At 52.7% G+C, this 19,368-nt stretch carries 21 protein-coding genes; 11 read left to right on the top strand and 10 right to left on the bottom strand.

The features are described 5' to 3' along the window. Positions 1-9 precede the first annotated feature (9 nt). The 8 genes from MKO97_RS09785 to MKO97_RS09820 all read right to left on the bottom strand — a co-directional run bounded on the left by MKO97_RS09785 (position 10) and on the right by MKO97_RS09820 (position 6,642). Positions 10-1,137, bottom strand: a complete 1,128-nt coding sequence (locus MKO97_RS09785; RefSeq protein WP_241103037.1) for an endonuclease — start codon at positions 1,135-1,137, stop codon at positions 10-12. A gap of 5 nt (positions 1,138-1,142) precedes the next feature. Beyond that, positions 1,143-2,369 (bottom strand): RsmB/NOP family class I SAM-dependent RNA methyltransferase, encoded by a 1,227-nt coding sequence (locus MKO97_RS09790; RefSeq protein ID WP_241103038.1) that lies wholly within the window; start codon positions 2,367-2,369, stop codon positions 1,143-1,145. Between the two features lie 115 nt (positions 2,370-2,484). Further along, the gene (locus tag MKO97_RS09795) at positions 2,485-2,988 is read right to left on the bottom strand and encodes an HAD family hydrolase (RefSeq protein WP_241105516.1); all 504 of its coding nucleotides are present in this window, start codon (positions 2,986-2,988) and stop codon (positions 2,485-2,487) included. A gap of 7 nt (positions 2,989-2,995) precedes the next feature. Next, positions 2,996-3,334, bottom strand: a complete 339-nt coding sequence (locus tag MKO97_RS09800; protein ID WP_241103039.1) for a DUF2520 domain-containing protein — start codon at positions 3,332-3,334, stop codon at positions 2,996-2,998. A gap of 64 nt (positions 3,335-3,398) precedes the next feature. After that, positions 3,399-3,752 carry an NAD(P)-binding domain-containing protein gene (locus MKO97_RS09805; RefSeq protein WP_241103040.1) on the bottom strand — a complete coding sequence of 118 codons (354 nt, stop codon included), beginning with the start codon at positions 3,750-3,752 and terminating at the stop codon, positions 3,399-3,401. Between the two features lie 59 nt (positions 3,753-3,811). Further along, positions 3,812-4,507 carry an SDR family NAD(P)-dependent oxidoreductase gene (locus MKO97_RS09810; RefSeq protein WP_241103041.1) on the bottom strand — a complete coding sequence of 232 codons (696 nt, stop codon included), beginning with the start codon at positions 4,505-4,507 and terminating at the stop codon, positions 3,812-3,814. Continuing rightward, positions 4,494-5,585: an FAD-binding domain-containing protein gene (locus tag MKO97_RS09815; protein WP_241103042.1), complete on the bottom strand. Its 1,092-nt coding sequence runs from the start codon at positions 5,583-5,585 to the stop codon at positions 4,494-4,496. The genes MKO97_RS09810 and MKO97_RS09815 overlap by 14 nt, the downstream gene beginning before the upstream one ends. Positions 5,586-5,706: 121 nt before the next feature. Then, positions 5,707-6,642, bottom strand: coding sequence for a PAS domain S-box protein (locus MKO97_RS09820; protein WP_241103043.1), 936 nt, complete (start codon positions 6,640-6,642; stop codon positions 5,707-5,709). A gap of 280 nt (positions 6,643-6,922) precedes the next feature. Between MKO97_RS09820 and MKO97_RS09825 the strand changes: the two genes are divergently transcribed. Both MKO97_RS09825 and MKO97_RS09830 read left to right on the top strand, forming a co-directional pair. After that, the gene (locus MKO97_RS09825) at positions 6,923-7,624 is read left to right on the top strand and encodes a VIT family protein (RefSeq protein WP_241103044.1); all 702 of its coding nucleotides are present in this window, start codon (positions 6,923-6,925) and stop codon (positions 7,622-7,624) included. Positions 7,625-7,629: 5 nt separating this feature from the next. After that, a complete protein-coding gene (locus MKO97_RS09830; protein ID WP_241103045.1) occupies positions 7,630-8,193 on the top strand; it encodes an AraC family transcriptional regulator in 564 nt (187 codons plus the stop codon). Positions 8,194-8,441: 248 nt separating this feature from the next. Here MKO97_RS09830 and MKO97_RS09835 read toward each other — a convergent pair whose 3' ends face one another. After that, positions 8,442-8,990 (bottom strand): GNAT family N-acetyltransferase, encoded by a 549-nt coding sequence (locus tag MKO97_RS09835; RefSeq protein WP_241103046.1) that lies wholly within the window; start codon positions 8,988-8,990, stop codon positions 8,442-8,444. An 86-nt stretch (positions 8,991-9,076) separates the two neighbouring features. On the opposite strand from MKO97_RS09835, the gene MKO97_RS09840 reads away from it, so the two are divergent. The 9 genes from MKO97_RS09840 to sucD all read left to right on the top strand — a co-directional run bounded on the left by MKO97_RS09840 (position 9,077) and on the right by sucD (position 18,036). Next, positions 9,077-10,309 (top strand): HD domain-containing protein, encoded by a 1,233-nt coding sequence (locus MKO97_RS09840; protein WP_241103047.1) that lies wholly within the window; start codon positions 9,077-9,079, stop codon positions 10,307-10,309. A 95-nt stretch (positions 10,310-10,404) separates the two neighbouring features. Beyond that, positions 10,405-11,436, top strand: coding sequence for a UDP-3-O-(3-hydroxymyristoyl)glucosamine N-acyltransferase (gene lpxD / locus MKO97_RS09845; RefSeq protein ID WP_241103048.1), 1,032 nt, complete (start codon positions 10,405-10,407; stop codon positions 11,434-11,436). 14 nt (positions 11,437-11,450) lie between these two features. Next, positions 11,451-12,839, top strand: a complete 1,389-nt coding sequence (locus tag MKO97_RS09850; protein ID WP_241103049.1) for a bifunctional UDP-3-O-[3-hydroxymyristoyl] N-acetylglucosamine deacetylase/3-hydroxyacyl-ACP dehydratase — start codon at positions 11,451-11,453, stop codon at positions 12,837-12,839. Between the two features lie 18 nt (positions 12,840-12,857). Continuing rightward, on the top strand, positions 12,858-13,649 hold the full coding sequence (gene lpxA / locus MKO97_RS09855; protein WP_241103050.1) for an acyl-ACP--UDP-N-acetylglucosamine O-acyltransferase: 792 nt from the start codon (positions 12,858-12,860) through the stop codon (positions 13,647-13,649). A gap of 103 nt (positions 13,650-13,752) precedes the next feature. After that, on the top strand, positions 13,753-14,319 hold the full coding sequence (gene efp / locus MKO97_RS09860; RefSeq protein ID WP_241103051.1) for an elongation factor P: 567 nt from the start codon (positions 13,753-13,755) through the stop codon (positions 14,317-14,319). A 190-nt stretch (positions 14,320-14,509) separates the two neighbouring features. After that, entirely contained in the window at positions 14,510-15,439 is a 930-nt protein-coding gene (locus MKO97_RS09865) for a UDP-3-O-(3-hydroxymyristoyl)glucosamine N-acyltransferase (RefSeq protein WP_241103052.1), read from the top strand. Between the two features lie 131 nt (positions 15,440-15,570). Further along, positions 15,571-15,933: a nuclear transport factor 2 family protein gene (locus MKO97_RS09870; RefSeq protein ID WP_241103053.1), complete on the top strand. Its 363-nt coding sequence runs from the start codon at positions 15,571-15,573 to the stop codon at positions 15,931-15,933. Positions 15,934-15,935: 2 nt separating this feature from the next. After that, the gene (locus MKO97_RS09875; protein WP_241103054.1) at positions 15,936-17,066 is read left to right on the top strand and encodes a hypothetical protein; all 1,131 of its coding nucleotides are present in this window, start codon (positions 15,936-15,938) and stop codon (positions 17,064-17,066) included. A 97-nt stretch (positions 17,067-17,163) separates the two neighbouring features. Then, positions 17,164-18,036: a succinate--CoA ligase subunit alpha gene (gene sucD / locus MKO97_RS09880; protein WP_241103055.1), complete on the top strand. Its 873-nt coding sequence runs from the start codon at positions 17,164-17,166 to the stop codon at positions 18,034-18,036. A 391-nt stretch (positions 18,037-18,427) separates the two neighbouring features. On the opposite strand, the gene MKO97_RS09885 is transcribed toward sucD, so the two are convergent. Further along, the gene (locus MKO97_RS09885) at positions 18,428-19,303 is read right to left on the bottom strand and encodes an SDR family oxidoreductase (RefSeq protein WP_241103056.1); all 876 of its coding nucleotides are present in this window, start codon (positions 19,301-19,303) and stop codon (positions 18,428-18,430) included. Positions 19,304-19,368 lie beyond the last annotated feature (65 nt).

A 19,368-nucleotide genomic window follows, 5' to 3' on the forward strand; every position in this document is an offset into this window, starting at 1 on the left:
TGAAAATCATCAACGGATGACGATTTTTCGAACGGCGGTTTCCACTCCGGCATAGGCTTTCAGGAAATAGAGTCCGGAAGGGATGTCGTTAATCGAAATGTCGCCCGTCGGTCCGTTGTCGATGGTCACTTGTTGTATCACACGTCCCTGGATATCCACAATCTCCATCCTTTCAGGCCGGATGCCCGAGCGCACGGTGATGGTGTGGTTGGTTGACGGATTGGGAAACACGGAAAACCCGTCGTCCAGCAGATGGGTCGTAATGGAAAGGGCCGATCCCCATACACTGACCACCCATTCCGGATGATCGATATACGGGTTGCGGTTGTTCTGGTAGGCGTAAATCGCGTTGTTACGGTCGATTTCCTTTTGCGAAACGGGATCCTGCAGGTGCCATTGGTAGAAGATATTCAGGAAAGGCGTGGCAATCGTTTGGGCGGAAGTGCCGTCAAACATGTTTTTGGCCGGTACGGAGCTTACATTGGAATTGGTATAAAACCCTGGCATCTGGCTTTGGTAACGCGTGGCAAAGTAAAAGATGATGCGCGCGATGTCGCCTTTGAACTCGTCGATTGGTTCAAAAACGACGCCTGTGTAGCCCGCGGCGTAGCCCGTGTTGCTATTGTTGCCCAGTTTGGAACCGTTTTGTGTAGGATTGGAAATACCGCTTTGAGACACCAGGTTGCTTCCTACGACGCCGAACGGATAGTTACTCCGGAAACCATTGACACGCCCATCCGTCGGTAACAGGTGGTGGGCGTCGCCCCGCATTGGGGTGGCCTGGTTGAAGTAGGATTGGGGGACGACGTGTTCTTTGTTGAAACAATCGCCTTCACCTGAGTAATTTCCGCATTCGTCGCTGTTGGGATAGTAATTATACGGGTCGCTTCCGGAAGGGTTTTCGGAATACGGATCCAGGATGGTGCCGTCGTTTTCATAATACACATCCAGGTCGGCTGTGGGGAAAAAATTGTCGATGGCATTATACCCCTGGTCGTTATGGTTGTTGATGATATTGAACAACTGCGTTTTAAGGGTGTAGCCCGTGCCAGTGGCCGAATTGTAATAATTGGCTGGTGGCTGCGCCAGCGCCGTTAGCGACAGCAGTGCAAGGAAGAAAGAATAAAGGGGTTTCATTCGCATTATGATTTTCGTTCGAGCAGGGCCATGTAGAATCCGTCAAATCCTGATTCACAGGCGAGTATACTCTTGTCTTTTACAAAGGTAAAGTTTTTTCCGGCCTCCGTCGTGAGGAAATGGGCGACCTGTTTGCCGTTTTCGGAAGGAAGGATGGAGCAGGTAGCATACACCAGTTTTCCGCCAGGTTTGACCATACGGGAGTAATTTTCAAGGATTTCCGCCTGCGTTTTCCGGATGTTGTCCAAAAACTCGGGCTGTAGTTTCCATTTGGCGTCGGGATTGCGTTTCAGCACACCAAGTCCACTACATGGCGCGTCAATCAACACCCGATCCGCTTTTTCATGCAGCTTTTTGATCACTTTCGTCGAATCGATGACGCGGTATTCAATGTTGAACGCCCCGTCGCGGCGGGCGCGGTGTTTCAGTTCGTTCAGCTTGTTTTCGTAGAGGTCCATGGCGATCAACTGCCCTTTGTTCTGCATCAACGCCGACAGGTGCAGCGCTTTTCCGCCGGCACCGGCACAGGCATCCACCACCCGCATACCGGGTTGTACGTCTACCCATTGCGCAACGAGTTGGGAACTGGCGTCCTGCACTTCGAACAGTCCTTCCTTGAAGGCATCGGTGAGGAAGACGTTGGCGCGTTCGCGAAGCACCAAGGCGTCCGGTACCCCTTCTAAGACATCGGTTTCGATATTTTGGTCCATCAGGATGCCCCGCAGTTTCTGCCGGGTCGTCTTCAGGGTGTTGGTACGCAGCACGACCTTCGCCAGTTGGTTTTGGGCGGCGATTTCCTTTTCCCATAACTCAACACCTAGTTCGCTCACGCCGAGTTCGTCGAGCCAATCGGGAATCGACTCGCGAAGGGCACGGTTCTTCGACAGTTCATCAAAACGGCCTTTGATTTTGCGTTCCGGAGTGCCCTCGAGTTGGCGCCAGTCGGGTATGGGGTAACCGCGCAGCACGGCCCAGGCAGCAAATACCCGCCAGAGGTTGTCGCGGTCGAAGGGTTCTTTGACATCCGCAATAGCGGCATACAGGCGTTTCCAGCGGACGATATCGTAAATGGTTTCGGCTACGAACTTGCGGTCGTGGCTTCCCCAACGTTTGTCTTTCTTAAGGGCGCGCGCCACCACCTTATCGGCATATTCGCCGTCGTTGAAGATGGCGTTGAGCGAATCGATGGTCGTATAGACAAGGTTGCGGTGCAGTCGTAAATTTGGATTCATGAGGGCTGAGGAGCTGAGGAATTGAGAAACTGAGGAACTGAGAAACTGAGGAACTGAGAAATTGAGAAACTTAGTAATTGAGGAACTGAGGAACTGAGGAACTGCGAGGTGGGCGTTAGTCGTGCTTACCGTCGTAATACACATGCCATTTGCCCTGTACCTTCATCACCTGTTCGATGACATCGCGAACCGCGCCGCGGCCGCCGTATCGATGGGAGATATAGTGGGAAATGGCTTTGATTTCGGGGGCTGCATCCTGCGGACAGGTCGCGAGTCCGACGCGCTGCATCACGTGGTAGTCGGGAATGTCATCGCCCATATACAGCACGGTTTTGGGATCGATGCCGTAGAGTTCGGTGTATTCTTTAAACGTCTCCACCTTGTCGGGCGTACCCAGGTGGATGTCGGTAATACCCAGGTTGCGCAACCGGATGCGAACCCCTTCGTTGCTGCCTCCGGAAATGATGCACACGTGGTAGCCACTTTCGACCGCCGCCTTCATGGCAAAGCCATCGCGAATGTGCATGATGCGAAGCATTTCGCCCGTTGGGGTCACGTGTACGGATCCGTCAGTCAGTACGCCGTCGACGTCGAAAATGAACGTCGTGATCGCGTTCATGGTTTCTTTATAGCTGCTCACGTTGTATCGATTGGGTTAGGATATCATATAATTCAGTGGCCGGGCCGTTGCCTAAAAAGCGGCGGTGTGCTGCCAGTGTCACGTCGTCGTGGCGTTTGGCCGGGCCGGTCTGGGCGTCTATCGGGGCCATCGTCATGACTTTGTCGGCCGTTTCCCGGATAAGGGGTTTCAGCATATCAAAGTCGAGTTGGTGGTCGTCGCAGATTCGTGCCGCCTGTGCATAGAGGTGGTTGGTGAAATTACAGGCGAACACCGCTGCGACATGCAAGGCCTGGCGTTGTTCGGCTTTAAGCGTATACACGTGTTGCGACAGGGCGCGCGCCACGTTGGTCAGTATTTCTGCATCTGACGGCTGTTCCGTCTCAATGCAAATAGGAATGGTTTGGAAGTCAATGGCTTTCGCCCGCGAAAAGGTCTGCAGGGGATACCAAACGCCGCGTCGGTTTTTTCCGGTCGATCGTCTCCAACGGTAATGTACCCGACGTGTGCGCGACCAATCGTCCGGAAAATGGCAATTGTTGGGAAACGTCTTTCACGGCGTCATCCGAGACCGCCAGAAGGTACACGTCTGCTTCCTCTAACTGATGGAGGTCATGGATGATTTCGGCTTTCGTGAACTCGCTTGAGAAACCATCCGGTCGACGCGAATACAGTTGTTTCAGTGTTACGTCCGGGGCCATAGATAAGGCTTTCGCCAAATGCGTGCCAACATTACCCGAGCCGATGATGGTAACCGAAATCATGCGGCAAAAGTACTCAAAAAAAACGAGGCCGTCCCGATGGGCGTTTCGTCGTCGGCCGGTTACTTCATCACACTGCCCATTCCACCGTTCAGGCCGATGACTTGTCCGGTCATCCAGGTCGCTTCCTGCAGCAGGAAACGGGCCATGCGGGCTATTTCAGCGGCTTCACCCACACGTTTCAGCGGATGACGTTCACCGTTGGCGGTACGTTTGGTTTCGTTGTTGAGCAGCGTCCCGGCAAGGGGGGTGTCGGTTAGGGATGGCGCGATGCAGTTGACGCGTACCGTCGGCGCGAGTTCGGCGGCGAGGGCGCGGGTGAGTCCTTCCACGGCTCCTTTCGACATGGATACACTAGTATGGAACGGCATACCGGTTTGAACGGCTACCGAACTGAAAAAAACCACACCGGGTTGTTGACCTGAGACCAACTGGGCTTTGTAGGCTTTGACCATCTGGAAGGCTCCGAGTGCATTGAGCCGGAAATCGTCCATGAGGTCCGCATCTTTCAGCATGGCAAGGGGTTTCAGGGTGATGGAACCCGGACAATAGGCAAGTCCGTCAACCGCGCCTTCAATGGCGGGTAGCGGACTTTCCGAACGGAAGTCGTGTTCGACAAACGTGAGTCCGGGGGCGTTCAATGGTGGTGTGCGTCGTCCGAGGGCGATAACATGGTGTCCTTCGGCCAACAACTGGCGGGTCAATTCGAGTCCGATGCCACTGCTGGCACCGGCAACTAGGTATCTAAACGTGGTCATATTCGGGTAGGTGTTTTTGACATTGGTGGTAGTACTTGGAAAAAGACGAGAAGAAGCCGTCGACGTGTGGAATTACCCAGTCGCGGTCTTCAAACGTCACCTTCCAATGGGCAAATAAAGGGTGTTCTTTCGCCGTAAATTCGGCCGACGGATGGTGTTGGAGCAGGTCATCGACTTCACCGCAGTATAGCTTCAAACCACGGACTTGCTTCATCAGGTCGAAAACGAAACGCAGTACGACTTCACCCACGGGAAAACGCCGGAAGTGGCTTGGCTCCAAAACCAGTACACGGTCAACGTCTTCCTCAGCATGCCATAACGGATCGAGGTTGTAATGGGTGTATAACAGCACTTTCGAACGGCTCAGGACGGGGAGTTCGGTTGCCGGAAGGTGGGTTTCCAATACAGGAACCGTCACATCTGTCAGCGTATCAGGAAGGCCGCGTCCGAGTTTTTCATAGGGGATATCGAGGAAGGTGCCCCGTTGTGACGTACGTGTATAGCGGTCAATATTCTCCTGGTTGGCCACATACGATTTTCCCGTCAGGGTTCCCGCCACCCATTGCCAGCTTCCAAAATTACTGGCGACATCGCCGTCGAGCAGGTGGTAGTAGAGCCACCGGGCCGGTGCTTCGAAATGACAGTGGGCGATGGGGCAGCAGATAGCGGCGAGGTACATGCGGACGTGGTTGTGCATCCGTCCGGTTTGGTACAGCGTTTCGATGGCGTCGTCTATGACATTAATACCGGTTTTTCCGTGCATGACCGCAAGTGGAATCCCGCGGCGGGTGGCGCCCCCGGGGCGGAGCGCTTCGAAGTACAACGACGGACGGTGTTGCTGCAGGCGCTGGAAATAGTCACGCCATAAAAGTTCTTGTATCAATTTGCTGCAACTCACATAGTCGTGTTTGGCCAACAGCCGTTGTGCGACGAGTCGGGTCGAGATGACACCACGCGAAATGTAGGGGGATAATCCAGTGACGGCACCGTCGGTGAAGTTCCGCGTTTCGGTGTAACGAACCGGATCGATGGCGTCGATATGATCAAGGAGTTGCCTGAAGGTTTTTGTCGTTTCCATGCTACGGTTATGGAGCCGTAAAGATACGACAATTTTAATTTTGACTAACCAAAACACACAAAATGTTAGTCAAGATAGGTATCCCTCTCGAAACCAGCACGAAACGAGGCCTTTAGGGGTGTCAGGTAAACGGCTCTTCCCCTGCGTTGCGACTGATTTTCCGCACCATGACGTCGAGTTTTTCGGCTTCGCCCCGTACCATGGTGATGACGTCGGCATTGATGGGATCAACCGGGTCGTCGACATTAAAGAGGGCGGTAAGTCCCATGATATTCGAAAGAGGCCCTCGCACTTCATGTGACTGTATCCAGGCGATTTCCTTCAGCTTTTGGTTCTGTCGCCTGATTTGTTCGATGTGGCGTTCCTGCTCGGTGACATCCACCAGATACACCGCCAGTCCATCAGGAGTGGGGTAGACGTTGACGGAAGTCCATAAGTCAAGGGGAGCGTAGTATTCTTTAAACTGCACCGTTACGCGGTGTTGGAGCGCATGGTTGTAGTGCCGATGGAACGAGCTGTTACGGGCTTCTGGGAACAACTCCCATATATTGTATCCCATCACCGCGGCGCGTTCGCGGCGTAAGATGCGCTCGGCGGCCTGGTTGATATAGGTGATGTTCCAATTGCGGTCAAGGGTCATGAAACCGTCGGTAATACTTTCGAGTATACTTCGGATTTCTTCGTCTTTTCGTGCGATTTCGCGTTCGGCTTCCATTTTTTCGTCCACGTTGATGGCGCAGACCGATCGGGCTTCGCGTCCTTCAAAAATGGTAGAAGTGGTATAGACATGGGCGTGAAACAGGCTGCCGTCTTTTCGGAGGTGGCGCCAGATTCCAAAGTCAAAATAGGAGGGGGTATCGGGTTCGCTCGCCACAAGGAAGGCGTCACGATCCTCCTCCGGTCGTATCTGATCGACACGGAGCGATAGAAATTCCGACCGCGTATAGCCATATTGCCGAAGCGCCATTTCGTTTACCGCCAGGAAGGCGTACGTGAGGCGATCGTATATGAAGAGCGGTGCGGGACTTTCTTCAAAGAGCCGCCTGTAGCAGGTCATGTAATGTGATTTGGTGCGTAAATATAGAAAAAATCGCGTTACGTGATTGATTTGCGCCATTTAGAATGGTGTATTCACGAAATGTTTGGTATAAATGGCAGTAAATTCATGAAATAGAGATATATAGTAGTTTATTGCCTGTATTGAAATCGCAATTTGTTTAGTTCGTCTTTCTGTTTTCCGTTCGCTGCATCTCCGGACGGCAAAGGTGAGTTTTTTGTGGTGCTACTTTTATATCACAGCTGATTCGAGTACCTTTAAAGCATACAAAATCCGTCGTATGCTAACCGTTGATAATTATCTCGACAATCACTATATACATAGGAGTAATTGGCTGCGTGCTGCGGTGCTGGGCGCGAACGATGGCATCCTGTCGATTTCCAGTATGGCGGTCGGCGTGGCGGCGGCAACCGACACCCGCGAACCGATTGTGCTGGCGACCCTGGCCGGTTTGGTGGCCGGAGCGTTGTCGATGGCGGCAGGGGAATATGTATCCGTCAGTTCGCAAACCGACACCGAGCGCGCGGATATTGCGCGGGAAGAACGGGAAATCGCGGAGATGCCCGAAGAGGAGCTTCGGATTCTGGCCGCGATCTACGAACAGCGCGGTTTGAAAAAGGAAACCGCCCTGCAGGTCGCCACCGAGTTGATGGAGGTCGATCCGCTGGGTGCCCACATTCGCGATGAACTGGGTATCAACGAAATCTCAAAAGCCAATCCGTTGCAGGCCGCGCTAGCATCCGGTGCCTCCTTTTCGGTTGGCGGGATCTTACCGATGCTGGTGACGCTTTTTGCACCCGTGTCGGGGATGGAGTATTATTTGTATGCCTGTTCGATTCTCTTCCTTACGCTCTTGGGTATTATGTCGGCCCGAACCGGCGGCTCCCACATGGGGAAAGCGATTGCCCGGATTACCATTTGGGGCACGCTCGCCATGGGATTGACGGCCTGGGTCGGGCATCTGTTCGGTGTAAACGTATAATCCTTATGCCGATTACCTTACGCATCAAAAATATGGTATGTCCGCGCTGCGTGCAGTCCGTTTCCGACATCTTCCAGAAACGGGGTATTACGGCCTCGGTGGTGCTCGGCGAGGTTACCGTCGCAGAAGAACCGGATGCCGCCACACTCGAAGGCATCCGGGAAGAACTCGCGCACGCCGGTTTTGAATGGGTAGCCTCGCGGGTCGAAGCGCTCATCGTGGATATCAAGCGGGCGGTAGGCGCGTACCTCGAAACCGCCGGCGACGGACCCCGTACGAAGCTATCCGCGTTTATCAAAGAACATATTGCGTATGATTATAGTTACGTCAGTGACCTGTTTTCAGGTGTGGAAGGCAAATCGATCGAACAGTATTTCATTGAACTCCGCATTGAAAAAGTGAAGGAACTGATTGTCTACGACCAATTGTCCCTATCAGAAATCGCGGATCGCACGGGTTTCAGTAGCGTACACCACCTGTCGGCGCAGTTTCGAAAGGTATCGGGATTGACGCCTTCGCACTTCCGGAAACTGGGTGCGGCGCGACGTCGTCCGATCGACGGACTCTAATCCAAAAATTATGTACATCTTCCCCTTTTGATGATACAAGTCCCGGGCGGGCGTGGGTCTACCTTTGTCCCATAACAAATAAATAGTTTTAGTATGAAAACCACATCATCCACTTCCTGCTCCAATCCAAACTGTACCTGTGAGAACTGCAACTGCGGCAATCAGTGTATGTGCGGAAAGGTGTAAGCCTAGCGGCAGCAAACGAAAGAGGAGGCACGACGCCTCCTTTTTTTGTGGGATGTCGGAACCTAACCCCGCGCGTCCTTCCATTCTGACGCCAGCAACGAAAAGAGTTGGGAGTCTTCGTGCCGGTCGCCTACGAGGTAATGCTCCCGCAAAAGACCTTCGTAGCGAAAGCCGAATTTCGCCAACAGACGGTTAGACGCGTCGTTATAGGTAGCGGTCAGGGCCTCCACACGGTGCAATTGCAGATCGGAAAATCCAAACGCCAGGACGGCTTCCAACGCTTCCCCCATGAGGCCCTGTTTGCGGTGCGCCTCTGACGTCATCACGTAACCGATTTCGGCGCGGCCGTGGTCGATGTACCAGGTATGGTAGCCACACCAGCCGATTACTTCCTCTGTGGTGCGGTCGATCAGGTGGAATAACAGCAGTTTCTTGTTGAAACTCTCGAACCCACCTTCGGCTTTCCGTCGGTCTTTTTCGTAGGTAAGCGGGTCCACACCCAGAAACGAAAGGGCATCCGGTGTCGGCCATTCCAACAGGATTTCCCTCCATTTGGTTCCTGTTAACGGGCGTAGTCGAAGGCGGGACGTTTCAATTATACGGTAGTCCATAACCCAAAGATAGGAAAACGAAGCCCTTTTGTTGCGATACAACATTCGGCAAGAACGGTTATCTTTACCTAAAACTTTGACGACCCGTGCCCATCAATAAGCTGAAGATTCTCAACGATCCGATTTACGGCTTCATCACCATTCCCGACACCTTAGTATTCGACCTGATCCAGCATCCGTATTTCCAACGGCTGCGGCGTATTTCCCAGATGGGATTGTCGTATCTGGTCTACCCGGGTGCGCATCATACCCGGTTCCACCATGCCTTAGGTTGCATGCACATCATGCAGCGTGCGGTGGAATCGCTGCGGTTCAAGGGAACGGAGATTTCGAAGGAAGAAGAACGCGCCCTGTTGATTGCCATCCTGTTGCACGACATCGGACACGGACCGTTTTCGCATGCCATGGAGCATTCGATTGCCGAGGATGTCAGCCACGAACGGGTGTCAATGCTGTTTATGGAACGACTTAATACCGAGTTTGACGGCCAACTGAGCCTTGCCATTCGCATCTTCAAGGGCGAGTACCCGCGCAAATTCATGCTGCAGTTGATCTCAAGCCAGTTGGATATGGACCGGATGGATTACCTCCGCCGCGACAGCTTTTACACCGGCGTGGCCGAAGGCAATATCAATTCCGATCGCCTGATCCAAATGATGGCCGTTGAGGACGACACCCTGGTGGTGGAGGAAAAAGGGATTTATTCGGTAGAGAAATTCCTGGTGGCCCGTCGTCTGATGTACTGGCAGGCCTACCTGCACAAGACCAGTCTCGGTGCCGAACTGTTACTCGCAAAAGTGCTGAAACGCGCCAAAGACCTGGTACGGATGGGCGTCGACGTGCCCGCCAACAAGCCGCTGGCGTTCTTTCTTGAGAACCGTGTCGGGGTGGATGATTTCGATGACGCGACGCTGCAGTTGTTTTCGCAACTCGATGACTACGACATCATCTGTGCCCTGAAAAACTGGCAATCGCACGACGATTTCGTATTGCGTACGATCAGCCTCATGATCCTCAACCGCGATTTGCCGCGTACAGAAATTAGTGACGTCAAGTTCAGCAAAGACGTACTCGACCGTTTGGTGAAGGAATATGCGGTTAAAATGAGGGTTACGGAGGAGGAAGCGCGCTATTTTGCCTTTAAGGGAAAAATCCGCAATCAGGCCTATAGCAAGGAAGCCGAACCCATCCGGATACTCAAAAAGAACCGGACGGTGGAGGATGTCATCATGGCGTCTGACCAACTCAACCTGAAGGCGCTGACACGTCCGGTGACGAAGTACTATATCTGCTTCCCGAAAGTGCTGGTCGAAAAGTAGGCGCAGGTTCGCCAATTTTTATATTTTTGTCAGGTTAAAACGGAGGCACCCGAAACGGGCGTTTTCGCGCTAACGGACCAAAACAGCAAGCACGGATGAAATTCACGGCAGAACAAATTGCGGGCATCCTCGAAGGGGAAGTGGTAGGAAACCCGAAGGCCGAGGTCTACAAACTCGCCAAGATCGAGGAAGGTACCGAGGGCTCACTTACCTTCCTGGCCAACCCGAAATACGTGAATTACATTTACACGACCGGCGCCAGCATCACCATCGTCAACACGAGTTTTGTGCCTGAATCGGCGCTTACCACTACACTTATTAAGGTGGAAGATGCGCGGGGCGCTTTCAGCCGTTTGCTGGAGTTCTACGACAGTGTCAAGCACAATAAGACGGGCATCGAGCAACCGGCCGTCGTGTCGGAAAGCGCGACCTTCGGCGACCACTTTTACCTGGGCAGTTTCAGCTATGTCGGGCACAACGTGCGAATTGGTCATAACGTCAAGATTTATCCCAACAGTTTTATAGGCGACAATGTGACGATTGGCGACAACGTCATCATTTTTGCCGGTGCCAAGATTTACTCTGATACCGTTATCGGCAGCCATTGTGGCATCCATTCGGGAGCTATCATCGGGGCAGACGGTTTCGGCTGGGCGCCTACCGAAGACGGTTCCTATAAAAAGGTACCCCAGATCGGCAATGTCATCATTGAAGACCATGTCGATATCGGCGCCGGCACCACCATTGACCGCGCCACTATGGGCTCGACCATTATCCGCAAGGGCGTGAAGCTCGACAACCAAATCCAGATTGCGCACAATGTCGAAATAGGGGAGAACACCGTCATTGCCGCGCAGACAGGAGTTGCGGGTTCCACCAAAATCGGCCGTAATTGTATGATTGGCGGCCAGGTGGGCATCGCCGGACACTTGGTGATTGGCAACAACGTACGTATCCAGGCGCAATCCGGTATCGGCCGCAATGTGAAAGACGATGAAACGCTGCAGGGCAGTCCGGCCTTGGGTTATACCGATTTCAACAAGTCCTACGTACATTTCAAAAACCTCCCCAAATTCATGGCCGACTTCGAAGAGTGGAAGAAAGGCGGCACAACATCCGAAGAATAAACCTAAGCATATCCATGGTTAGACAAACAACCATTAAAAGTGAAATTTCCCTTACCGGCGTCGGACTGCACACCGGAAAGGATGTTACCATGACGTTTAAACCCGCACCTGTCAACAACGGTTACACCTTCGTTCGTGTTGACCTGGAGGGAAAACCCGTAATCGAAGCGGACGCGAACTATGTCGTCAATACCCAACGCGGCACCAACCTTGAGAAATTGGGCGTCAAGATCCAGACGTCTGAACACGTGTTGGCGGCTTTCGTGGGTTGCGACATCGACAATGTCATCATCGAACTCGATGCGTCGGAGCCTCCGATTATGGACGGCTCGTCCCGTTTCTTTGTAGAGGCCATCGAGAAAGTAGGCATTGAAGAACAGGACGCCGAACGTAAATACTATACCGTCAAGGAAGTCATTTCGTATAAAGACGAAGCCACCGGAAGTGAGATCATCGTGCTTCCGGCCGACGAGTACCAAGTCACCGCGATGGTGGATTTTGGCACCAAAGTACTCGGTACCCAGAATGCGACGATGAACAGCATCACCGAGTTCAAATCGGAAATCTCCGAGGCGCGTACCTTCAGCTTCCTGCACGAACTCGAGTCGCTGTTGGAGCATGGTCTCATCAAAGGCGGCGACCTGAACAACGCCATCGTGTATGTCGATAAGGAAATTTCCCCATCGACGATGGAGAACCTGAAAGTGGCCTTTGGCAAGGATAAAATCTCGGTCACGCCGAATGGCATCCTCGATAACCTGACCCTGCACTATCCGAACGAGGCGGCGCGTCACAAGCTACTGGATGTAGTGGGTGACCTCGCGCTCATCGGAACCAAAATAAAAGGACGTGTGATCGCCAATAAACCGGGTCACTTCGTCAACACCCAATTCGCGAAGAAACTCAACAAGATCATCAAACTCGAGCAGCGCAATGCCGTTCCGGTTTGCGATATCAACCGCGAACCGCTGATGGACGTCAACAAGATCATGTCGATGTTGCCGCACCGTCCGCCGTTTTTGTTGGTGGATAAGATCTTTGAACTGTCGGACCAGCATGTGGTCGGACTCAAGAACGTCACGATGAACGAGCCGTTTTTCGTGGGGCACTTCCCGGATGCGCCGGTGATGCCGGGCGTTTTGATCGTGGAAGCGATGGCACAATGTGGCGGTATCCTGGTGTTGAGCACCGTTCCTGACCCAGAGAACTACCTGACCTTCTTTATGAAGATCGACAATGTGAAATTCAAGCAAAAGGTACTGCCTGGCGATACCCTGATCTTCAAGTGTGACCTGTTGGCGCCGATCCGTCGGGGCATCTGTCACATGCAGGCGAGCGCCTATGCCAATGGCAAGCTGGTGACCGAAGCCGAACTGATGGCGCAGATTGCCCGTAAAAATTAAAGAAACCAAAACGAACGTATGAATCAACCGTTAGCCTACGTACACCCGAGCGCGAAGATTGCCAAGAATGTGGTAATCGAGCCGTTTACGACCATCCATGCCAATGTTGTCATCGGCGAAGGCACCTGGATCGGATCGAATGTCACCATTATGGAGGGCGCCCGGATAGGCAAGAACTGTAACATATTTCCCGGTGCGGTCATTTCGGCCCCGCCGCAAGACCTGAAGTACCAGGGAGAAGATACCACCGCTGAAATCGGGGATGGCACCACCATCCGCGAATGCGTGACGATCAACCGCGGTACCTCCGACCGGATGAAAACCGTCATTGGCAAAAACTGCCTCATCATGGCCTACTGCCACATCGCACACGACTGTGTTGTGGGAAACAACAGTATCTTTTCGAACAATACCAACCTGGCCGGGCACGTCACCGTAGGCGATTATGTCGTATTGGCCGGACTCGTGGCCGTACATCAGTTTTCCACCATCGGCAACCACGCCTTCGTCACCGGGGGTTCGTTGGTGCGGAAAGATGTGCCGCCGTATGTAAAGGCCGCACGTGAGCCGCTTTCCTATGTCGGAATCAATTCGGTAGGCCTGCGCCGTCGTGGTTTCACGGCGGAGAAGATCCGTGAGATCCAGGATATTTACCGTATCCTTTACCAAAAAAATTACAACAACTCTCAGGCGGTGGCCATCATCGAAGCGGAAATGGAGGCGACTCCGGAACGCGATGAAATCCTGATGGCGGTTCGCAACTCGCCGCGGGGTATTATGAAGGGCTATTTGGGAAGCTCGAAAGAGTAGAGGAGGGTTGATAGTTCATGGTTCTTAGTTCATAGTTCTTAGTTCATGGTTCTCGGATCGGCGTCACTCCTAATTCCTAACTCCTAAAAATAACTCCTTTTATATGGCTTCTACATCAGATATTCGTAACGGTTTGTGCATCAAATACAACAACGACATCTACAAAATCATTGAATTCCTTCACGTGAAACCGGGCAAGGGCCCTGCTTTCGTGCGTACGAAACTCAAGAGTCTCACCAACGGTAAAGTGTTGGACAACACCTTTTCAGCCGGTCACAAGATCGATGAGGTTCGGGTGGAGACACACGAATTCCAGTTTCTGTATCCGGAAGGCAACCAATACCACTTCATGCACACCGAAACGTATGAGCAGATTACACTGAACAAAGACATCCTTGACGCGCCGGAGTTCCTGAAAGAAGGCTCTACGGTGAAAGTGATCATCAATGCCGAAACCGAGGCACCGCTTTCTGTGGAGATGCCGGCTTCTATCGTGCTGGAAGTGACCTACTCGGAACCAGGTGTGAAAGGCAACACGTCGACCAATGCTACCAAACCGGCTACCCTTGAAACAGGTGCTACCGTGAACGTGCCCCTTTTCATCAACGAAGGTGATAAGATTAAGGTGGATACGGCAACGGGGAATTATATTGAGCGGGTGAAGGAGTAATTAGTTAATTAGCGAATGAGTTAATTAGCGAATTAGCGAATGAGACAATTAGATAATTAGAAAATGAGATAATTGTTGGAGTGGCGGATTAGCAGTGAGTTAATCAACAAATTACAATTAGCGAATTAGACAATGAGATAATTGTTTCACTGGCGATTGAGAAAAAATTCCAAATTTTCAAATTGATACTATGAAATTCCCCCGCGTGCATACGCTTGAAGAAATCGCCTCGATCATCGGTTGTCCCTTTGTGGGGGATAAAGCCTTTGAGGTGCATGGCATGAATGAAATCCATGTGGTGGAACCGGGGGATATTGTATTTGTTGACCATCCGAAATACTACGACAAAGCCTTGCAATCGGCGGCGACGATTGTGTTGATTAATAAGGAAGTCGCTTGTCCGGAGGGAAAAGCCCTCTTGATTTCCGACGACCCTTTCCGCGATTTCAATAAGATCGGACAACATTTCCGGCCTTTCCGGATGGCGAGCGCTGTTATTGCGGAATCGGCCCAAATCGGGGAAGGGACGATCATCCAGCCCAACGTATTCGTCGGCAACCACGTTAAAATCGGGAAGAATTGCCTGATCCATTCCAACGTGACGATTTACGACCATACGGTGATTGGCGATAATGTGATCATCCACGCCGGCACCGTGCTTGGGGCGGATGCATTCTACTATAAGAAACGTCCGGAAGGTTTTGACCAACTGAAATCGTGCGGCAGGGTGGTGATCGAAGACAACGTAGGGATCGGCGCTTTGTGTACGATTGACCGCGGCGTTACGGGCGACACGACCATCGGGGCCGGCACTAAACTCGACAACCAGATCCATGTCGGACATGACACGGTGATTGGTAAAAAGTGCCTGATGGCGTCGCAAACCGGTATTGCCGGTTGCTGTGTCATCGGCGATGAGGTGACCATCTGGGGACAGGTCGGCACCACAAGCTCGATCAAAATCGGGGACAAGGCCATCATTATGGGCCAAAGCGGCGTGACCAAGTCACTTGAAGGCGGCAAGACCTATTGGGGCACGCCGGCCATCGAAGCCCGCGAGGAAATGAAGTTGATGGCGTATGTGAGACGGATTCCGGAGTTGTTGGAGAAGATCAAGTAGGAGGAGCGAGAGGAAAGAAGCAAGAATAAAGAATAAAGAAGAAAGAGTAAATAGTAAAGAGCCAAGAGTAAAGCGTTGGGGAGTGGATGTATATACCAACTCCTAACACCTAAATACTAACTCCTAATACCATGTCAGTTCGCAAGCTCATACAGGAATTTTACAAGCCCGACCTACTGCTTGATCCGTCGGCGGTGGCGGCGTTCTTACACGACGACTTGTTGGTCGAGTGGAACAGTACGAAAGGGTTGGTACAGCTGAAAAAAGCCGATATCGTTGCCATTAGCGAGGAGTTGCAGCGCGCTTATGTGCGGTCAAAAACGAAGCTCACGCATTTGGTGGTGGACGGCGATACGGCGGCCGTGCGTTATTCCCATTATGTAAAAACCATCGAGAATCCGCGTGAGGATATACTGTTGGCGCATTTCTTCGTCATTTGGGAAGTCAAAGACGGACAACTGTACCACGGCTACCAGATGAGCCAGTTGTCCTGACGATGACGACGCCCGACCGAATCGCAACGAGACCCGCGGCCGAGCGTGCGCGTCTTTTCGTTCGGTTGACCTGTCTGGCGGCATTAGCCTTTAAATTTGTATCGTGGCCGTTGTGGACGGGCGGCTCCAGATTGCCAATCGTACCCGCGCTTCCCGTGCTTGAGGGAACACCCTTGGCGGTTCACGTAACACTGACTATTTGGTCGGTTCTTTTCCTGATTATATTGTTTTTTCGACCCGGTTCGGCCGGAGTGGCACGCGTGCTTTTGGTACTCGAATTGGCGCTCTGCCTGCTCGACCAGGCCCGTTGGCAGCCGTGGGAGTACCAGTTGGTACTTACCTTCACATTCCTTTCGTTGGGTGATACTAAGCGGTTTCTGCAATTGACGGCCCTTTTGGTGGGTGCGATCTATGTATTTGCCGGTATCCACAAAATACACCCCGCATTTTTGCATTTGGTATGGGATGCGATGATTCTGAAGCCGTTTTTCGGGGTTACGAGTGCGAGTAGTGCCTATCCGTGGCTGCATCGCGCCGGACTGCTGCTGCCTTTGGCGGAAGTAGCCGTGGGCGTAGCCCTATTGTTCGTGCGCCACAAACGAGTGGCGGTGATGGGCGCGCTGCTCCTCCAAACGTCGATACTGTTATTGGTGGGGCCGTGGGCGACGGGCAAGAACGATATCTTAGTCGCATGGAACCTGTGGATGGCGGCATCGGTCTTGCTGCTGTTTCCGACAGGGGAGCGCATGACCCTGCAATGGAAGCGTTTTCCGGAAATGATCGCCCTTGTGCTGGTGGTCGTTATGCCTATAGTGGGCTTTTTCGGCTTTTGGCCACATTATCTGTCGTTTGACCTGTATACAGGCAAGGCACCCTACCTGTTAGTGGAGGCAGAGCGTTTGCCACCCCAATTGCGTCCGTATCGAAGCGCCGCCTTTTCAAGGGAAGGCGTAACCGAGGCCGTTTGGTGGCACGATGTAACCTCGGCAAAGGCCGGGGCGATGCCGTATCCCGAGACCGGCTACTACCAAAAACTGGCCCGTGAATGGAAGCGTCTGCATCCGCATGATGGCCTCGTTTTCAAGGAGGCACGGTATCCGTTTGGCCCTTCTGATTTCAAAGAAGTGAAGTAGAAAATTTACCGCTTTTTTTTGGTCGGCTTTTGTGGATTTTGCGGTCAATGCCGTATTTTTGCAACACATTTTTGAAAACCAGTAAACAAAATACCATATGAGCGTTTTAGTCAATAAGGATTCCAAAATCATCGTACAGGGATTCACCGGCAGCGAAGGTACCTTCCACGCCTCACAGATGATCGAGTACGGTACGAATGTCGTTGGTGGCGTAACGCCTGGAAAAGGAGGCACGACCCACCTGGATCGTCCGGTTTTCAACACCGTGCGCGATGCTGTCGAGCAGGCAGGAGCGGATACCACGATTATTTTCGTTCCGCCGGCCTTTGCCGCTGACGCTATTATGGAAGCTGCCGACGCCGGTATCAAGGTGATCATCACCATCACCGAGGGTATTCCGGTTGCGGATATGATTAAAGCGTATGACTATATCCAGGGGAAAAACTGTCGCCTGATTGGACCGAACTGTCCGGGTGTCATCACGCCTGGAGAAGCGAAAGTGGGCATCATGCCGGGCTTCGTCTTCAAAAAAGGCACCGTGGGCATCGTTTCAAAGTCAGGTACACTGACGTATGAAGCGGCTGACCAGGTAGTAAAACAAGGACTCGGCATCACGACGGCTATCGGTATCGGTGGTGACCCTATCATCGGAACGACGACCAAAGAAGCGGTGGAGTTGCTGATGAACGACCCTGAAACCAAAGCCATCATTATGATCGGTGAGATCGGAGGGCAACTCGAAGCCGACGCTGCCCGTTGGATCAAAGCCGACGGCAACCGCAAACCGGTGATTGGATTCATCGCTGGTGAAACGGCTCCTAAAGGTCGTACGATGGGTCACGCAGGTGCGATCGTAGGCGGTGCTGACGATACGGCGGAAGCCAAAAAACGCATTATGCGTGAGAACGGCATCCATGTGGTGGATTCACCGGCGGAGATTGGGAAGAAGGTGAAGGAAGTGATCGGATAATGTACAATGAACGATGTACAATGAACAATGAAGGATGGACGATGAAGGATGGACAATGAAGGATGGGCGATGAAGAACGAATTTGTTACATTGTAGGATATAAAGAGCTGCCGGTGGGTGGCTCTTTTTTTTTGTAGGATGGGAAAATGTCAGAAGCGGACAGGTTGGATGCAGGTAGGTTGGTGTTTGTCGCGGCCACGGTAGGAGTCATAGCCGCGGCTGTGGGGTTCGGGTAAGAAGGACGGTTCCGCGGCGTGCGTTAGGGATCGGAGCAAAGTGCCGTGCACTGCGGAGAGCCCGACGGCGCGGACCGGACGTGAAAAAGGGGCGAACCGCCATCGCGCCGGAACGCCCCTTTCTTTTTTATCCGTAGTTGGAATCTCTGTTTCTGTTACGACTGGGTGTAAAGACGGCTGATGAATTCGCGGATGGAGATGGGTTTGCGGCCGAGCAAGCGGGTCAGGTCGTCGCTGGTGGCGTCGAGTTCGCCCTGGGCCTGTGCGATGGCAAAGGAGGAGAAGATGCCGACGACCTCGGCCGGCACGCCAAAGCCGGTCAGTGTTTGGATGTAATCGTCGACGGCAGGCGAGTGGTAGCGGATGGCTTTGCCGGATGCATCGGAAATCGTTTGGGCGATCTCGTCGTATGACACGGCCTCTGTATTCGTAAAATCGTACTCGCGGTTCTCGTGTCCGGTTGTCGACAGCACCGTGGCAGCGGCTTCGGCCATTTCAGCGCGTAACACAGCGCCTACACGACCTGTTTCAGCCGGTACATAGATGACACCCGTTTCGAGTACGTTCTCGCCGATGAAGCCCGGCAGGAAGTCGAGGTAGAGGTTGTTGCGGAGAATGGTGTAGGCGAGTCCGCTCTGTTTCAGTTCCTTTTCAGTGGCGATGTGTGATTCGGCGACGATCCAAAGCGGCGACGACTCGGTTTCGTTGCGGCGCTGGAAGCTGGTGTATACCACGTGTTTGACGCCCGCTTCCTGTGCGGCTGCGATTACGTTGTGGTGTTGCGACAGGCGTTTGCCGAGGTCGCTTCCTGAGATGAAGAGCAGCTTGTCGGCACCGGTAAAGGCCTGCACAAGCGAGGCGTAGTCATCATAGTCGCCGATGGCGGTTTCGATGCCGCGGGTTTGGAACTTGGCCGCTGCGTCTTCGTTTCGCACGAGCGCGCGGATGTCAGTGGCGGCGACGCCTTTTTGTAAAAGAGCGTCAAAGGCGGCATTTCCGAAATGTCCGGTGGCTCCGGTAAGTACAATCATGGTTTTGTGGTTTTAAAAAGGAAATATTACATTTGTTACACAAAGTAACTAACAATAGTTTTAAA

The sequence above is a fragment of the Flavobacterium sp. HJ-32-4 genome (assembly GCF_022532105.1).
Classification (GTDB): Bacteria; Bacteroidota; Bacteroidia; order Flavobacteriales; family Flavobacteriaceae; genus Flavobacterium.